Source organism: Massilia sp. IC2-477, assembly GCF_020707265.1.
Classification (GTDB): Bacteria; Pseudomonadota; Gammaproteobacteria; order Burkholderiales; family Burkholderiaceae_D; genus Telluria.
Genome location: NZ_JAJFEQ010000004.1, coordinates 487671 through 503874 on the forward strand (window position 1 = coordinate 487671; position 16204 = coordinate 503874).

Below are 16204 nucleotides of genomic sequence, written 5' to 3' on the forward strand. Positions count from 1 at the left end.
GGTGACCTACCTCGTCAGCATCGACCTGGGCACCACCAACACGGTGCTCGCCTTTGCCGCGCCCGGCGCGGCGGTCGAACTGCTGGCCATCGAACAGCTGGTGGCGCCGGGGGAAGTAGCGGCAACTGCGCTGCTGCCCTCGATGCGCTACCACCCGCTCGATAACGAACTCGCTCCCGGCGAACTGCAACTGCCCTGGGTCCAGCAGGACCCGGCCGGCGTCGAGCGCGTCGCCGTCGGGCGCCTGGCCCGCGTGCTGGGTAGCCAGACCCCGGGCCGGCTGGTGGCCAGCGCCAAGAGCTGGCTGTCGCATGCGGGCGTGGACCGCATGGCGGCGATCCTGCCCTGGGGCGCCGATGCGCTTGAAGTACCCAAGGTGTCGCCGGTGGCGGCCAGCGCCAGCTACCTCGCGCACCTGCGCGCGGCCTGGAACCGGCGCTTCCCGACGGCGCCGCTCGAGCGCCAGCAAATCGTCCTCACCGTTCCCGCCTCCTTCGACGAAGGCGCACGCGCCCTCACGCTGGAGGCCGCGCGCATGGCCGGCCTGCCGGAGCTGCGCCTGCTGGAAGAACCGCAGGCGGCCCTGTACGACTGGCTGTACCGCCACCGCGCCACCCTGGCGCAAGACCTGGCGGGCACGCGCCTGGTGCTGGTGGCCGACGTCGGCGGCGGCACCACCGACTTCAGCCTGGTGAAGGTCGAACTGGAAGAGGACGGCCAGCCGAAGCTGACGCGCATTGGCGTCGGCAACCACCTGATCCTCGGCGGCGACAACATGGACCTGGCGCTGGCGCACCTGGCCGAATCACGCCTGAGGGATGAAAATGCGCCAGAACGCCTGACGGCCGGCCGCCTGGCCCAGCTGACGGAACGCTGCCGCGCCGCCAAGGAACAGCTGCTGGCGCCCGATGCGCCGGACCAGGTGACCGTGACCCTGCTCGGTTCCGGCGCACGCCTGATCGGCGCCAGCCGCTCGGCCACGATCACGCGCGAGGACGTCCAGCGGATCGTGCTCGACGGCTTCTTTCCGCCCAACGAAGCCCAGGAGGCGGCGAAACGCGCGCGCGCCGGCATCGTCGAATTCGGCCTGCCCTATGCGAGCGACCCGGCCATCACGCGCCACCTGGCCGGCTTCCTGCGCCAGCATGCGCAGGCCGCACGCGAAGCCCTCGGCATGGCGGACGATGGCAGCCTGCCGGTCCCGGATACCCTGCTGCTCAACGGCGGCGTGTTCCGCGGCGCCGCGCTGGCGCAACGTCTTGTCGATGTGCTCTCAAACTGGCGCGGTGCGCCGGTAGCGCTGCTGCACAACGAGGACCCGGATGTCGCCGTGGCGCGCGGCGGCGTCGCCTATTCGCTGGCGCGCGCCGGGCAGGCGCCATCGATCGAAAGCGGCTCGGCGCGCAACTACTACCTGCTGCTCGATGCCGAGCAGTCGGGCGATACCGTACGCGCGGTCTGCCTGCTGCCGCGTGGGGCGCCGGCCGGCGAGGAAGTGCGATTGGTGAGCCGCAGCTTCGCACTGCGCCTCGGGCGCCCAGTGCGCTTCCACCTGGTTTCCTCGACCGCCGATCCGGGCGGCGTGCTGCCGCAGCCGGGCGATCTGCTGGACCTGCCTGCAAGCGACATCGTGCGCCTGCCTGCCATCTCCACCGTCCTGCGTAGCAAGCGCAGCGCTGACATCCCGGTGCAGCTGGCCGCCGTGTTGTCCGAGGTCGGCACGCTCGAGGTCTTCTGTATTGCGGAAGAAGATGCATCCCAGCGCTGGCGCCTGGAATTCCAGCTGCGTGCGCAGGAGGGCGAGACGGTCGAGGAGGAAGTGCTGCCGGCCGAACTCGATGAGGCAATCGCCCGCCTCGACCGCATCTTCGGCAACCGCTCGCAGCAGGTCGATCCGCGCGAAGTGCGCCAGCTGCGCGCCTCGCTGGAACACCTGCTCGGCTCGCGCGAACGCTGGACCACGCCGCTGCTGCGCCGCCTGTTCGACGCCCTGCTGGCACGCGCCAAGGGCCGGCGCCGCTCCGCCGAGCACGAACGCGCGTGGCTGAACCTGGCCGGCTACTGCCTGCGTCCGGGCTTCGGCCATCCGCTCGACGAATGGCGCATCGAGCAGCTGTGGGCCATGTTCGAGACTGGCGTCCAGTACCACAAGGACAGCCAGGTGCGCGCCGAATGGTGGACGCTGTGGCGGCGGGTGGCGGGCGGCCTGTCTGTCGAGGCCCAACTGCGCCTGCTCGACGACTTCGCCTTCAACCTGCAGGCCGACGCAGCGGAGCGCGGACGGCGGCCCGTTACCCTGGTCGACGGCACCGAGGACGACATGCTGCGCGTGGGCGCCTCGCTCGAACGCATCCCGGCCGCCTACAAGGCCGAGATCGGGGACTGGCTGATCGGGCAGATCATGGAGATGCCGACGGGCGCGAAAATCGACGCCAGGGCAGCGGCACGGTACGGACGCTACCTGTGGGCGCTGGGCCGTGTCGGTGCGCGCCAGTCTTTCCACGGCGCGGCGCACGAAGTGGCGCCGAGCGCATCGGCGGAAAGCTGGTTGACCCAGCTCCTGCAGCTGGACTGGAAGAAGATCGAGCCAGCCGGTTTTGCTGCCGCCCACATCGCGCGCATGACGGGCGACCGTTCGCGCGACATCGGCCAGGCGGTGCGCGACGAGGTGCTGCGCCGCCTGTCCGCGACTGGCGCACCGCCGGCCTGGTCGGCCATGGTGCGCGAGGTGGTGGAACTCGACCAGGCGGTCGAGACCCGGATGCTGGGCGATGCCCTGCCCCCGGGCCTCAAGCTGCTGCGCTAACTTACTGCGTGCACGGCACGGCGGCAGCGGGCCGGCCGTAGGCCGCCCATGCCACCAGCAGGAAAGCGAGCACGCTCATGGCCGCGCCGCCGAACAGCACCGAGGGATAGCCCATGCCCGCATTCAGGACGGCCGCGCCCAGTGCGGCGCCGATCGCATTGCCGAGATTGAAGGCGCCGATGTTGACGGACGAGGCCAGTCCCGGCGCTTCGCTTGCGGCGCGCATCACGCGCATCTGCACCGGCGGCACCAGGCCAAAGGCCGCGGCGGCCCAGACGAACAGGCCGACGGCTGCCCCCAGCTTGCTGGCTGCCAGCCACGGGAAAGCGATCATGGTCGCGGCTTCGACCAGCAGGAAGAGCAGAATGGTCCGGTCGACCGAGCGGTCCGCCATCTTGCCGCCGATGGTATTGCCGACCGTGAAGCCGATACCGATCAGCGCCAGCATCATGGTGATGAAGCCCGGCGAAGCCTGCGTAAAGGTCTGCAGCACCGGATTGATGTAGGTGTAGAGGGCGAACATGGCGGCCGAGGACAGCACCGTCGTCAGGAGCGCCTGCAGCACGACGGGACGTGCCAGCACCTTCAATTCGCGGCGCACGTTCAGCGCCTCCCCGCGGCTGCCGGCCGGCAGGAACATCATGAGGGCCGCCATCGCGAGCACGCCCAGCATGCCGATCGCGCCGAAGGACTCGCGCCAGCCCAGGTGTTCGCTGACCCAGGTGGCGGCCGGCACGCCGCCGATGTTCGCGATCGTCAGGCCCAGGAACATCATGGCCACCGCGCTTGCCTGCCGCTCGCGCGGCACCAGGCTGGCCGCCACCACCGATCCGATTCCGAAGAAGGCGCCGTGCGCCAGGCTGGTGACCACGCGCGCCGCCATCAGGCTGGCATACTGCGGCGCGAGCGCCGACAGGATGTTCCCGAGCGCGAAGATGGCCATCAGGGCGACCAGGGCACGGCGCCGCGGCCAGCGCGCCAGCAGCAGGCTCATGACGGGCGCACCCGCCATCACGCCCATGGCGTAGGCCGACACCAGCATGCCAGCCGCCGGGATCGATACGCCGACGCCGCCGGCGATGGTCGGCAGCATGCCCATGGGGCCGAACTCGGTGGTGCCGATACCGAAGGCGCCGACGGCCAGCGCCAGCAGCGCCAGGCCCGCGCCGCGCGTCGATTGATCGGAAGAAGAAATATTGTTGGAAGAAGATGCGTGCATAGCTTCGGCTTTCGTGTGACAGGCCGAGCATTATCAGGGCAATCATTTTTCGGATAAAGTAGGTAATCCGAGAAAGACTTTTGCGCGCAGTGAGAAAATAAAAACCATGAAGATCGAGCTGGAAGAACTGGTCGTGTTCCTCGCCATCGTGGACACGGGGTCGATGACGGCGGCCGCGGAACGCCTCGGCCAGCCGGTATCGACAGTCAGCCGGCTGCTCAGCCGGCTGGAAGAGAAACTGGCAACGCCGCTGCTGCGCCGGACCACGCGCCGGCTCGATCTCACCGACGAGGGCGATGCCTTCGTGGGCGATGCGCGCGGCATCCTGCATGCGGTGCAGGCCGCCGAAGACCGCCTTGTGGAGCGGCGCGGGCAGCTGTCGGGCCAGCTGCGTATCGATGCCGCGACACCCTTCATGCTGCACGTGCTGGTGCCTTTGATTCCCGAATACCGCGCGCTGCACCCGAACGTGACGCTCACCCTCAGCAGCAACGAAGGCTTCATCGACCTGCTGGAGCGCCGCGTGGACCTGGCGGTGCGCATCGGCGAACTGAAAGACTCGACCCTGCACAGCCGCCTGCTGGGCCACGCGCGGCTGCGGCTGGTGGCCAGCCCCGAGTACCTGGACCGGCGCGGCACGCCGAAGGATGTCGCGGACCTGATGCGCCACGAGCTGCTGGGCTTCAGCGAACCCGACAGCCTGAACGTCTGGCCGCTGCGCGATCTCGAGGGCAGGCGGGTGCGCATCGAGCCGACCCTGAAATCGTCCAGCGGTGAAACCCTGTGCCAGCTTGCCCTGCAGGGCATGGGCATCGCCAGCTTCTCCGACTTCCACACTTCAAGCGAGCTGGCCGCGGGGCGCCTGGTGGAAGTGCTGCCCGAACTGACGATCCCGGCGAGCCGGCCGATCCACGCCGTGTATTACCGGCAGTCCGCGGTGTCGGCGAAGATCGAGTCGATGGTGAACTACCTGGCGCAGGCCCTGCCGCGCCAGCCGTGGATGGCGTGAGAACAGGCTCAGCAGAACACGAAATCCTCATTGCACTCCGGGCAGTCGCGCACGACGCCTCCCACGACATGCCAGGCGCATCCGGCAAGGGGAAGCAACAGCAACCAAAGGACAGACATGGCAATCTCCTTGTGCACAGCTCGTTTCGCACACCTGTGCGAAATCAGTTGAAAAAAAGGACAGGCGCGGCCCGTCCCGGTTGGGAATTCACTACTCCAGGTCGTTGAAGCTCTTGTACGTCGATATCAGGCGGTTGAAGGCCCGCTGCGCCCGCCGCGGCACCGCATTCGCCCGCAGGAAGCGCGCGTCGTGCATCACGCCAATCGCCAGGCTGTAGATCTCGAACACCAGCTGCTCGGGTTCGGTATCGCGCCGCAGGTGCCCTGCTTCCATCGCCTGCAGCACTGTCTTGCGCATCGATGCGCGCCAGCGGTTCACCCCGGCCTCGATGCGGTCGCGCAGCGGACCGGGCACGTCGTCGAACTCGAACGCGCCCGCCGTATAGAGGCAGCCGCCGCGCGTGGTCTCATTGCCGATCTTCTTCAGCCACAGCTCGACCTGCATGGTCAGGCGTGGCAGGCCGCGCTCCACGTGCAGCGCCGGCATGAATACCTCTTCGCCGAAGCGGCGGTCGTATTCGTCGAGCACTGCCGACTGCAGCGCTTCGAGCGAACCGACGCGCGAGAAAATGCCGCTCTTGCTGATCCCGGTGCGCTTGGCCAGTTCGCCCAGCGATACCTTGCCGATGCCTTCGCTCGCCGCCATGTCATAGGCGGCTGTGAGGATGGTCGCGTAGGTGGCTTCGCTTTTGGTCGTGCTGTTCATGCGATAACTTTAGCACAGGTGTGCGAAATAACAAGGACAATTTTGGCTGCTTGTTATTGCCTTAGGGCTAACGGATGCCCCGTCCGGCCGGGAACCGCTACCATCGCCCGCACTGTCGTGGTCGCCCTTTCCCTCACTTTCAGGAGCATGCATGGATTCCGAGAACAAGAAGCCCGTCGATGCGCCCGCGCCTTCGCGCCGGCGCTTCGTCAGCACCGTCGCCACCGGCATCGCGGCCTCGGCCGCCGCCGTCCCCGCACTGGCCCAGCAATCCGAGGGCAGCCAGCCGCCGCCCGGCCGCGCGCGCGAAGCCGCCGCGCGCTACCCGGCGCCGCCCTTCCCCAACCAGCAGCAGCCCTGGCCGGGCCTGGCCGCGAAGATGACGCCGCGCCCCGACCATGGCGAGACCACCTACCGCGGCAGCGGGCGCCTGGCCGGACGCAAGGCGCTGGTGACGGGTGGGGACTCCGGCATCGGCCGCGCCGCCGTGATCGCCTTTGCGCGCGAAGGCGCCGACGTGGCCATCAACTACCTGCCGGCCGAAGAGCAGGATGCCCAGGAAGTGGTGCAGCTGATTCGCCAGGCTGGCCGCAAGGCGGTGGCGATTCCCGGCGACATCCGCGACGAAGCCTTCTGCCGCAAGCTGGTCGACGAAGCCGTGCGCCAGCTGGGCGGGCTCGACATCCTGGTTAACAATGCGGCGCGCCAGAAGTCGGCGCAGTCGATCCTCGACATCTCGACGGCCGACTTCGACTGGACCATCAAGACCAATGTGTACGCGGTGTTCTGGATTACCAAGGCGGCAGTGCCGCACCTGAAGCCGGGCAGCTGCATCATCAATACGGCCTCGCAGCAGGCCTACGATCCGTCCGAGAACCTGGTGGACTATGCGTTGACCAAGGCGGCCGAGGTGTCGATGACCAAGTCGCTGGCCAAGCAACTGGCCTCGAAGGGAATCAGGGTGAATGCCGTGGCGCCGGGTCCGGTGTGGACGCCGCTGCAGGTATCGGGCGGCCAGACGCAGGAGAATCTGAAGAAGTTCGGAGGGGATACGCCGATGAAGCGGCCGGGCCAGCCGGCCGAACTGGCGGCGACCTACGTGACGCTGGCGTCGGATGAATCGAGCTATACCACCGGACACGTCTACGGGGTGTCCGGTGGCGGCGGCCAGCCCTGAGGCTGGGCAGGAATAGGTCCTGAGACTGGCGCGCGGGCCGGGGCCGACCCGCGCGCTGCGCCCCGGTTCAGCGGCGGCCGAACCAGCTCAGGCGGGCGAAAAGGGAACCGATGGAACGGGTGGGAATACGGTTGCTGAACAGGCCGGTGTAGTGGCAGCGCTTAGTCACAGTCATTTCTTTTCTCTCCGAAACATTACTTAGCACAATAACTACAGTGCAAATAACCTTCTGTGCGCTATCTCGCTTAACGCGCAGCCCGGCCGGTCCTGCCGCGCGCGCCTTGGTACGTTTGAGCCATATCATGCGACGAGCAAGGCTGGACTCTACCCTTGAAGGGTAAGCCTGCTGTCTTGCGGGTATTTCATGCACAAGGAGGTGAATGATGAGCTACGCAGATCGTGACAGATATGGCATGTACAGGCACACGCGCAGCACCGGACCCGGGCCGGCGCTGATGGGCGCCGATACGCTGATCGGCGACAGCGTCGTGAATGCACAGGAAGAAGACCTCGGCGACATCAAGGAAATCATGCTGGACATGCAGACAGGCCAGGTGGCCTACGCCGTGCTGGCCTTCGGCGGCTTCCTCGGCATCGGCGAAAAGCTGTTCGCCGTGCCATGGCAGGCCCTGCACCTGGACACCGTCAACAAGCGCATGGTGCTCAACGTCGAGAAGGAAAGATTGAAAAACGCGCCGGGCTTCGACAAGGACGCCTGGCCCGACATGAGCGACATGAGCTGGGCCAGCAGCATCCACAGCTTCTACGGCACCGACCCGCAGCGTTCCGGGGCGCCAACGATGGGCCCGGGCAGCTCGATGGGTGGCGGCATGATCGGCAGCGCCAGCTCGGATGCCGGCTCCGCGATGGGCCGTGGTATGGGTTCCAGCGTGGGTGCAGGCTCGGCCGGAAGCAGCGGCGGCGCCGGCAGCAGCCTAGGTGCCAGCGTCGGCTCGGGCAGCCTGCATGGCGATTCGTACGGGGTCGGCGGCAGCGCCGATCCACGGCCCAGTCATGAAGGCGACGACAAGGACCTGAGCCGCATCCGCGGCAGCAATATCGGCTGATCTGTAGGGTGGGCGGATTTTCCGCCCACGCGGTCAACCGCTGTCAACGCCACCGCGAAACTTCATATTGCACGTATCACCGCGTGGGCGGCAAAGCCGCCCACCCTACGAACTTCCACTACTCAGCGTATCATCGACTCCCACACCTTCTGCAAGCGCTTGGCCGACACCGGCATCGGCGTCCTCAGCTCCTGCGCGAACAGCGACACCCGCAGCTCCTCCAGCATCCAGCGGAACTCGATCATGCGCGGATCGTTGTTCTTGCCCGCCTGGTTCTTCAGCGTGCGCTGGAACTGGCTGGCCGCGTTCTGCCATTCCGCCATCAGCTGCGCGTCGCGCGAGGGATTGCCGCGCAGTTTCTCGATGCGCACATTGATCGCCTTCAGGTAGCGCGGGAAGTGCGCCAGCTGGCTGTACTCGTTGTCGGCGATGAAGCGCTTGTGGATCAATCCCTGCAGCTGCGCCTGGATATCCTGCTGCACCGCCTGCGGCAGGCTCTGGATGCGCTTCGGCATGCCGTGGAACTCGGCCAGGATCGACCCCACCAGGCGCGCGATCTCGTTGATCAGGAGGCCAATGCGCCCCTTGCCCTCGTCCTTGCGCTTGTTGAACTCACCGGAGTTGATCGGCAGCGGATCCTGCAGGCAGGCGATGTCGATCGCCTTGGCGATGATCTGGTCGCGCAGGTCTTCCTGCGTGCCGACGACCATGAACTGCATGCCCATGCCCTGCAGGCCGGGAATGTTCTTCTCGGCGAACTTGAGCTGGTCCTTGAGCTGCAGCGCGAACAGGCGGCGCAGGCCGACGCGGTGGGTGCGCGCCGCCACGTTCGGGTCGTCGAACACTTCCAGGTCGCAGTGCGTGCCCTTGTCCACCAGTGCCGGGAAGCCGATCAGGGTCAGCTTGCCCTGCGTGATCTCGAGCAGTTCCGGCAGCTCGCCGAAGCTCCAGGTGGTGAGGCCGGTGTGCTGGACGGCGCCCGGCGCCGGCGTCGGCGCCGCCGTGGCGGCAGCCGCCTTCGTTACCGGCGCATTGCCCTTCCCTTTCGCCGGCGCCGGCGCTGCACTCGGCTGCAAGGCCTGCAGCTTCGCGGGCGCGGCCGGCGTGGCTTCCGCCATCTTCTGGAAGCTTTCGCGCGCCTGTCCGCCCAGCTCCGCTTGCAGCGTTGCCAGGTTGCGGCCCATGTCGAGCTGGCGCCCGTGCTCGTCGATCACCTTGAAGTTCATGAACAGGTGCGCCGGCAGGGTCTCGAGCTTGAAGTCGCTCGTGAGCACCCGGGCACTCGTGTGCATGTGGATGTCGGCGATCAGGGCGTCGATCAGGTCACCCTTGGCGAAGCGCAGCGGTTCCTGGTGGCGCTCGAAGAACTTCGCCGCGTAGTCCGGCAGCGGCACGCAGTGGCGGCGCAGCTTCTGCGGCAGGGATTTCAGCAGCAGGTGCACCTTCTCCTTCAGCATGCCCGGCACCAGCCAGCCCGCGCGCTCTTGCGGGATCTGGTTCAGCGCGAACAGCGGCACCGCGAGGGTCACGCCGTCGCGCGCGCTGCCTGGCTCGAAGTGGTAGGTCAGGCCCATCTCGATGCCGGTGACGTTCATCGTCTTCGGGAACAGTTCCGTGGTGACGCCGGCCGCTTCGTGCCGCATCAGCTCTTCGCGGTTCAGGTACAGGAGCTTCGGGTTGTCGCGCGCGGCGTCCTTGTACCACTTCTCGAAACCGGCGCCATTCACGACCGTGTGCGGGATCTCGTTATCGTAGAAGGCGGCGATCAGCTGTTCGTCCACCAGCACGTCCAGGCGGCGCGACTTGTGTTCGAGGTTCTCGATTTCGCGTACCAGCTTGTGGTTGTGCGCGAAGAACGGCGCACGGGTTTCGTAGTCGCCCGCCACCAGCGCGTCGCGGATGAAGATCTCGCGCGCTTCCGTCGGGTTGTGCTGGCTGTAGTTGATGCGGCGGTTGCTGTAGACGACGATGCCGTACAGGGTCGCGCGCTCCAGCGCCGTCACCTGGGCCTGGCGCTTCTCCCAGCGCGGCTCGCCCCAGGATTTCTTGAGCAGGTGCGCGCCGATCTTCTCCACCCATTCCGGCTGGATCTGCGCGATGGTGCGCGCGTACAGGCGCGTGGTCTCGACCAGTTCGGCCGCCATCACCCAGCGTCCCGGCTTCTTGGCGAGGTAGGAACCCGGCCAGATGTGGAACTTGATGCCGCGCGCGCCGAGGAACACCGGCTCGTCCTCGGCCTTGAAGCCGATATTGCCGAGCAGGCCGGTAAGCAGCGCCATGTGCAGCTGGTCGTAGGTCGCGGGCGCGGCGTTCAGGCGCCAGCCCTGCTCGCGCGCGACGGTGAGCAGCTGCGAATGCACGTCGCGCCACTCGCGCAGGCGCAGCTGCGACAGGAAGTTGGCACGGCAGTTTTCCTGCAGCTGGCGGTTCGATTTCTTGTGTTCGATCGCATCCTCGAACCAGGCCCAGATCTTGAGGTAGCTGAGGAACTCGGACTTCTCGTCGGCGAACTTCTTGTGCTTCTCGTCGGCCTGCTGCTGGTATTCGATCGGCCGGTCGCGCGGGTCCTGCGTGGACAGCGCGGAAGCCACGATCAGCATCTCGGTCAGGCAGTCGTTGTCGACCGCGGCCAGGATCATGCGGCCCACGCGCGGGTCAAGCGGCAGCTTGGCCAGCTTCTTGCCCAGCGGCGTCAGTTCGTTGGCGTCGTCGACCGCGCCGACTTCCTGCAGCAGCTGGTAGCCGTCGGCGATCGCGCGGCCCTGCGGCGGCTCGATGAAGGGGAAGGTCTCGACGTCGGTCAGGTGCAGCGACTTCATGCGCAGGATGACCGAGGCCAGCGAGGAACGCAGGATCTCCGGGTCGGCGAACTTCGGGCGCTTGTTGAAATCGTCTTCTTCGTACAGGCGGATGCAGACGCCATCGGCCACGCGGCCGCAACGGCCGGCGCGCTGGTTGGCCGAGGATTGCGCCACCGGCTCGATCTGCAGCTGCTCGACCTTGTTGCGGAAGCTGTAGCGCTTTACGCGCGCCAGGCCGGTATCGACCACGTAGCGGATGCCCGGCACCGTCAGGGAGGTCTCTGCCACGTTGGTCGCCAGCACGATGCGGCGCGCGTTCGTGGTGCGGAACACGCGGTCCTGCTCTTCCACCGACAGGCGCGCGAACAGCGGCAGGATCTCGACGTGCGGCGGATGGTGCTTGCGCAGGCTTTCTGCGCAGTCGCGGATCTCGCGCTCGCCCGGCAGGAAGACCAGCACGTCGCCCGAGCCGATGCGGCACAGCTCATCGACCGCGTCGACCACGGCTTCCATCAGGTCGCGCTTGTCGCGTGCGACCTGGGCCTTCGGCGCCGGCTCGCCAGGTTTGGCGTTGGTGGTCGTGACCGGGTCGCGGTCCACCGGACGATAGCGTACCTCCACCTTGTACAGGCGGCCCGACACCTCGATCACCGGCGCCGGTTTTTCCGGCGTGCCGAAGTGGCGCGAGAAGCGCTCCGCGTCGATGGTCGCCGAGGTGATGATCACTTTCAGGTCCGGACGGCGCGGCAGCAGCTGCTTCAGGTAGCCGAGCAGGAAGTCGATGTTCAGGCTGCGTTCGTGCGCTTCGTCGATGATGATGGTGTCGTAGGCGCGCAGCAGCGGATCGGTCTGGGTTTCAGCCAGCAGGATACCGTCGGTCATCAGCTTGACCGAGGCGCCCTTTTGCAGCGTGTCGTTGAAGCGCACCTTGAAGCCCACATGTTCGCCTAGCGGCGAACCAAGTTCCTGTGCGATGCGCTTGGCGGTGCTGGATGCCGCGATACGGCGCGGCTGGGTGTGGCCGATCAGGCCCTTCTGGCCGCGGCCCAGCTCCAGGCAGATCTTCGGCAGCTGGGTGGTTTTACCGGAGCCGGTCTCGCCCGAGACGATGACCACCTGGCTCGCTTCGATCGCCTTCGCGATCTCGGCGCGGCGACCGGAGACCGGCAGGTCTTCGGGGAAGGTAATCGGCGGGATGGGATTGCGGAACGGTGGATTGCGATCGTCCTCGCGCGGGGGACGCTCGCCGCGCTCACGCGGCGGATTCGGCTTCGCACCACCCTGCCCGTTCGCCGGACGCTGGCCCTTATCGTCACGCGGCGCCGGAGCGCGGCGCGGTCCACTGTTCTCACGCCTGGTCTGCAGTTCGCCATCGCGCGTCTGCGTCATGGGTGCGCGCAGTTCGCCCGCAGGCCGTTGCTTGCGCGGCTCGTTGGCGGAAGGGTTCGGGGACGCGGCGCGCGCCTGCTGCGGCGAAGGCTTGTTACTCTGTTCAGACATTGATTTTTACGAGGTATTTGGTGCGCACGACGCGCAGCGAATTATAATGCGGCAAATGGAAAACCCTACCCAATTCGTCCAGTGGCTGCGCTCTGTCGCGCCATACATTCACACCTTCGGCGGCAAGACCTTTGTCGTCGCTTTTCCGGGCGAACTGGTCGCCGCCGGCGCCCTGCCGGTGCTGGCCCAGGACTTGTCTCTGCTGCTCGGACTCGGCATCCGCCTGGTGCTGGTACATGGCTCGCGTCCGCAGGTCGCCGAACAGCTCGCCCTGCGTAACGTCGAAGGCCGTTTCCACAACGGTATCCGGGTCACCGACAGCGCGGCGCTCGAATGCGCGAAGGAAGCCGCCGGCGAATTGCGTCTCGACATCGAGGCGGCCTTCAGCCAGGGCTTGCCGAACACCCCGATGTCGCACGCCCAGATCAGCATCGTCTCGGGCAACTTCGTCGTCGCCCGTCCGCTCGGCGTGATCGACGGCGTCGACTTCGAACTCACCGGCGTGACCCGCAAGATCGCCGCCGACAAGATCCAGCCGATCCTGCAGACCGAAGACAGCCTGGTGCTGCTGTCGCCGCTGGGCTTCTCGCCCACCGGCGAGATCTTCAACCTGACGATGGAAGACGTGGCCGCCGCGGCCGCGATCGCCCTGCACGCCGACAAGCTCATCTACGTCACCGAGACCGGCATGATGAGCGACGCCACCGGCACCGAGATCCGCGAACTGTCCTCGCACCAGGCCGAAGCCGTGCTGCAGGCCGGTTTCCTGCCGCCGGACGCCGCCTTCTACCTGCAGCACGCCATCAAGGCCTGCAACAGCGGCGTCGACCGCGTCCACATCGTGCCCTTCGAGATGGACGGTTCCGCCCTGCTCGAGCTGTTCACGCACGACGGCGTCGGCACCATGATCAGCCACGAAAACCTGGAAAGCCTGCGCCAGGCCACAATTGAGGACGTTGGCGGGATTATCAAGCTCATCGAACCGCTGGAAGCCGACGGCACCCTGGTTTATCGCGGCCGCGAGCTGATCGAGCGCGAAATCGACCAGTTCTCCGTCATCGACCACGACGGCGTGATCTTCGGCTGCGCCGCGCTCTACCCGTTCCCGGAAGCGAAGATGGGCGAGATGGCCTGCCTGACCGTGAGCCCGGACGCCCAGACCCAGGGCGACGGCGAACGCATCCTCAAGCACATCGAAAACCGCGCGCGCGCCGCCGGCCTGACCAAGCTGTTCGTGCTGACCACCCGCACCGCGCACTGGTTCAAGAAACGCGGCTTCGTCCCTGCCACGGTGGACGACCTGCCGAAGGACCGCCAGCACATGTATAACTGGCAGCGCCGGTCACAGGTTTTCATCAAGACTCTATAATGGCGGTCTACCCGATTTTATAGCGCAACCAACAGGATTACAGGAGTACACCATGGCCCGCACCGTCCAATGCATCAAACTGAACAAGGAAGCCGAAGGACTGGACTTCCCGCCGGTACCAGGCGAAATGGGCAAGAAGCTCTACCAGTCGGTCTCGAAGGAAGCCTGGCAGGCATGGCTGAAGCACCAGACCATGCTGATCAACGAAAACCGCCTGAACCTGGCGGACGACCGCGCCCGCAAATACCTGGCGACGCAGATGGAACGTCACTTCTTTGGTGATGGCGCTGCGGACCAGGCGCAGGGTTACGTGCCGCCGGCGGCCTGAGCATCGGCTTCTCCGGCTGGCGGCCGCCGCGCCGCTAGCCGGCCCATCCCAGCACCCCATCCAGCGCAGCCCGGATCGGTCCCGGCGTCAGCCCGGTCCAGCGCTTGAACGAGCGCCGGAAATTGGCCGCATCGTGAAAGCCGAGATAGCGCGCCACCTCTTCGTTATCCGCCCTCTCCACCTGCAGCAGCCATAGCGCGACATGCGTGCGCACCTGGTCCAGTTCACCCTGAAAATGGGTATGGTGACGCAGCAGTTGCCGCTTGAAGGTCGCCGGGCTGACGCCGAAGTCGCTCGCGGTTCGCTCCAGCGTCGGCACGGAGCGCACATGTTCCAGCAGATAGTCATAGAGCGCAGCCAGCAGGCCCGGTGCGCGCGCCGCTTCGGCTGCCGCCTGCTGCCAGGCCAGGCGCGCGGCCAGTTCGCTGGCGCGCGGCCATGGCCGGTCCAGCCACGCGGACGGCAGCAACATCGCGTCGAGCTGGCAGCCGAAACGCAGCTCGGCGCCCAGGTGGACATGGTGCTGCTCGATGTGGCGCGGCGCGGCGCGGCTGAAGCAGAAGCGCCAGGGCAGGCGCTCGCCGCCGAGCCAGCGGCACAGGCCCACGAGGGCTGTCATGTGCATCTCGACCAGCGCGGCCCGGATACCCGGGGCGCCGTAAGCATCGACCCAGTACACCAGTGCCACGTCGCCGCGGCTTTCGAAGCGCGGACGCAGGAGCGGCGTCAGGCGCGCATGGAAACGGCACAGGGTCTCGAGCAGCACGCGTAGGCTGGGTGCCTGCACCAGCGCGTGGCTGGCCGCGCCGTCGTGGCCCGGCAGCAGCAACTGGCCCAGCATGAAGCTGGTGTCCGGGCTGTCCAGCACGCGCAGGGTGTTCAACAGCTGCTGCAGGTACTGGGCCGGCGCGACCAGACGGTCAGGCCCCAGGCCGCCCAGCAGGCCGGTATCGCGCAGCAGGTCGGCGTCGGCCGCATCGCGCGAGCGCCCGTACTCGAGGGCCAGCGCCGGCTGCTGGTGCGCCGGGATCGTGGGTTCTCCGGCGCTCTGCCAGGCGATCACGCCGCATCCATCCTTCGGCACAGGTCGGCAAGCAGGGCGTCCGGCGTTCCGCGCGCGGGTGCACAGCCGTGGCGCAGCGTCAGCTGCAGCGCTTCTCCTTTCGCGTGGTGACGCATCGCCGACACCATCCCGCACAGGTGCTGCGCGGCCTCGGCGGCCTCGTCGATCTCGCGCTCCGGCATCAGGACGGCGAAGCGGTCACCGGCATAGCGACAGAGCAGGTCGTCGTTGCGCAGGTTCAGCAGCAGCATGTGCGCCACCGCCTGCAGTACGCGGTCGCCCTCCGCCGGGCCGTGTTCGCGGTTAATGCGATGGAAGCCGTCGATATCGAACAGCACCAGCACGCAAGCCTGCGCTGCGTCGCGCCGGGTCTCCAGGCGCAGCTGTTCGCGCAGGTAGGCGGCGTCGGCCAGCTGGGTGATGCGGTCGAACGGCCGGTGGCTGCGGAACAGGCGCTCGCGCTTCCTCATGTGCTCGGACAAGGTGGCCTGCTCCTGCCGCCAGTAATACAGGCCGGCCGTCAGCACCAGCATCCCCAGCGGCAGCAGCGCCTCGAAGGCATTGTCCCACCAGGCAGCCTTGCCGATATCGATCGCTTCGTCCAGGCAGTCGGCCCAGGAGCCGAGCATGATGCAGGCCAGGCCGCCCGCCAGCAGGCGCGTCACCCGTCCGTCCGGGCGGCTTCCCAGCACGATCATGCACCATAGCGCCGCCAGCAGGGCGGTGCCGCCTTCGCCCGCGATATCCATCCAGTTCCATTGGGCGAGCGGGAGCACGGTACCGGTGGCGATGAACAGGAGGAGCAGGCTGCACGACAGGCCGGCAAGCAGGAGGACGGGGCGGATCGCGAAAGTCATGGTGGAAGTCGGGACGTGGATCGCCCTACCCTAGTGCAGCGGTGTGACCGCAGCATGACAGAAAGACAAAGCCGTGGCGGCGCCGCACGGGTCCGAACGGCTCATGCCTGCGCCATATCTTCCCACCTCAGCCTGCCTGGCGCCGCGACCGGCAAGGCGCGGGCCGGGTCAATTCAGCTCATC

The 16204-nt window shown here is 67.2% G+C and carries 11 protein-coding genes; 6 read left to right on the forward strand and 5 right to left on the reverse strand.

From position 1 onward, the window contains the following. Position 1: 1 nt before the first annotated feature. Positions 2-2806: an Hsp70 family protein gene (locus LK542_RS11035; RefSeq protein ID WP_227811938.1), complete on the forward strand. Its 2805-nt coding sequence runs from the start codon at positions 2-4 to the stop codon at positions 2804-2806. 1 nt (position 2807) lies between these two features. On the opposite strand, the gene LK542_RS11040 is transcribed toward LK542_RS11035, so the two are convergent. Then, a complete protein-coding gene (locus tag LK542_RS11040) occupies positions 2808-4025 on the reverse strand; it encodes an MFS transporter (protein ID WP_227799267.1) in 1218 nt (405 codons plus the stop codon). A 106-nt stretch (positions 4026-4131) separates the two neighbouring features. Between LK542_RS11040 and LK542_RS11045 the strand changes: the two genes are divergently transcribed. After that, complete coding sequence (locus LK542_RS11045; RefSeq protein WP_227811939.1) at positions 4132-5034, forward strand: LysR family transcriptional regulator; 903 nt, start codon at positions 4132-4134, stop codon at positions 5032-5034. 210 nt (positions 5035-5244) lie between these two features. Here LK542_RS11045 and LK542_RS11050 read toward each other — a convergent pair whose 3' ends face one another. Next, positions 5245-5859 carry a TetR/AcrR family transcriptional regulator gene (locus LK542_RS11050; protein WP_227811940.1) on the reverse strand — a complete coding sequence of 205 codons (615 nt, stop codon included), beginning with the start codon at positions 5857-5859 and terminating at the stop codon, positions 5245-5247. Between the two features lie 151 nt (positions 5860-6010). On the opposite strand from LK542_RS11050, the gene LK542_RS11055 reads away from it, so the two are divergent. Continuing rightward, the gene (locus tag LK542_RS11055) at positions 6011-7036 is read left to right on the forward strand and encodes an SDR family oxidoreductase (RefSeq protein WP_227811941.1); all 1026 of its coding nucleotides are present in this window, start codon (positions 6011-6013) and stop codon (positions 7034-7036) included. Between the two features lie 413 nt (positions 7037-7449). Continuing rightward, a complete protein-coding gene (locus tag LK542_RS11060) occupies positions 7450-8103 on the forward strand; it encodes a PRC-barrel domain-containing protein (protein ID WP_227811942.1) in 654 nt (217 codons plus the stop codon). A gap of 122 nt (positions 8104-8225) precedes the next feature. Here LK542_RS11060 and hrpA read toward each other — a convergent pair whose 3' ends face one another. Beyond that, positions 8226-12404 carry an ATP-dependent RNA helicase HrpA gene (gene hrpA, locus LK542_RS11065; protein ID WP_227811943.1) on the reverse strand — a complete coding sequence of 1393 codons (4179 nt, stop codon included), beginning with the start codon at positions 12402-12404 and terminating at the stop codon, positions 8226-8228. A gap of 55 nt (positions 12405-12459) precedes the next feature. Between hrpA and argA the strand changes: the two genes are divergently transcribed. Both argA and LK542_RS11075 read left to right on the forward strand, forming a co-directional pair. Then, positions 12460-13773 (forward strand): amino-acid N-acetyltransferase, encoded by a 1314-nt coding sequence (gene argA, locus LK542_RS11070; protein WP_227811944.1) that lies wholly within the window; start codon positions 12460-12462, stop codon positions 13771-13773. 52 nt (positions 13774-13825) lie between these two features. Further along, complete coding sequence (locus LK542_RS11075) at positions 13826-14101, forward strand: oxidative damage protection protein (protein WP_027864371.1); 276 nt, start codon at positions 13826-13828, stop codon at positions 14099-14101. Positions 14102-14135: 34 nt separating this feature from the next. On the opposite strand, the gene LK542_RS11080 is transcribed toward LK542_RS11075, so the two are convergent. Further along, entirely contained in the window at positions 14136-15164 is a 1029-nt protein-coding gene (locus LK542_RS11080; protein WP_227799274.1) for an AraC family transcriptional regulator ligand-binding domain-containing protein, read from the reverse strand. Continuing rightward, entirely contained in the window at positions 15161-16021 is an 861-nt protein-coding gene (locus tag LK542_RS11085; protein WP_227811945.1) for a GGDEF domain-containing protein, read from the reverse strand. The genes LK542_RS11080 and LK542_RS11085 overlap by 4 nt, the downstream gene beginning before the upstream one ends. Positions 16022-16204: the final 183 nt, after the last annotated feature.

What these genes read in the sequence shown, in the direction of transcription:
- LK542_RS11040 (WP_227799267.1), bottom strand. Translation starts at nt 4,025, where the DNA reads ATGCACGCATCTTCTTCCAACAATATTTCTTCTTCCGATCAATCGACG.
- LK542_RS11045 (WP_227811939.1), top strand. Translation starts at nt 4,132, where the DNA reads ATGAAGATCGAGCTGGAAGAACTGGTCGTGTTCCTCGCCATCGTGGAC.
- LK542_RS11050 (WP_227811940.1), bottom strand. Translation starts at nt 5,859, where the DNA reads ATGAACAGCACGACCAAAAGCGAAGCCACCTACGCGACCATCCTCACA.
- LK542_RS11055 (WP_227811941.1), top strand. Translation starts at nt 6,011, where the DNA reads ATGGATTCCGAGAACAAGAAGCCCGTCGATGCGCCCGCGCCTTCGCGC.
- LK542_RS11060 (WP_227811942.1), top strand. Translation starts at nt 7,450, where the DNA reads ATGTACAGGCACACGCGCAGCACCGGACCCGGGCCGGCGCTGATGGGC.
- hrpA (WP_227811943.1), bottom strand. Translation starts at nt 12,404, where the DNA reads ATGTCTGAACAGAGTAACAAGCCTTCGCCGCAGCAGGCGCGCGCCGCG.
- argA (WP_227811944.1), top strand. Translation starts at nt 12,460, where the DNA reads ATGGAAAACCCTACCCAATTCGTCCAGTGGCTGCGCTCTGTCGCGCCA.
- LK542_RS11075 (WP_027864371.1), top strand. Translation starts at nt 13,826, where the DNA reads ATGGCCCGCACCGTCCAATGCATCAAACTGAACAAGGAAGCCGAAGGA.
- LK542_RS11085 (WP_227811945.1), bottom strand. Translation starts at nt 16,021, where the DNA reads ATGACTTTCGCGATCCGCCCCGTCCTCCTGCTTGCCGGCCTGTCGTGC.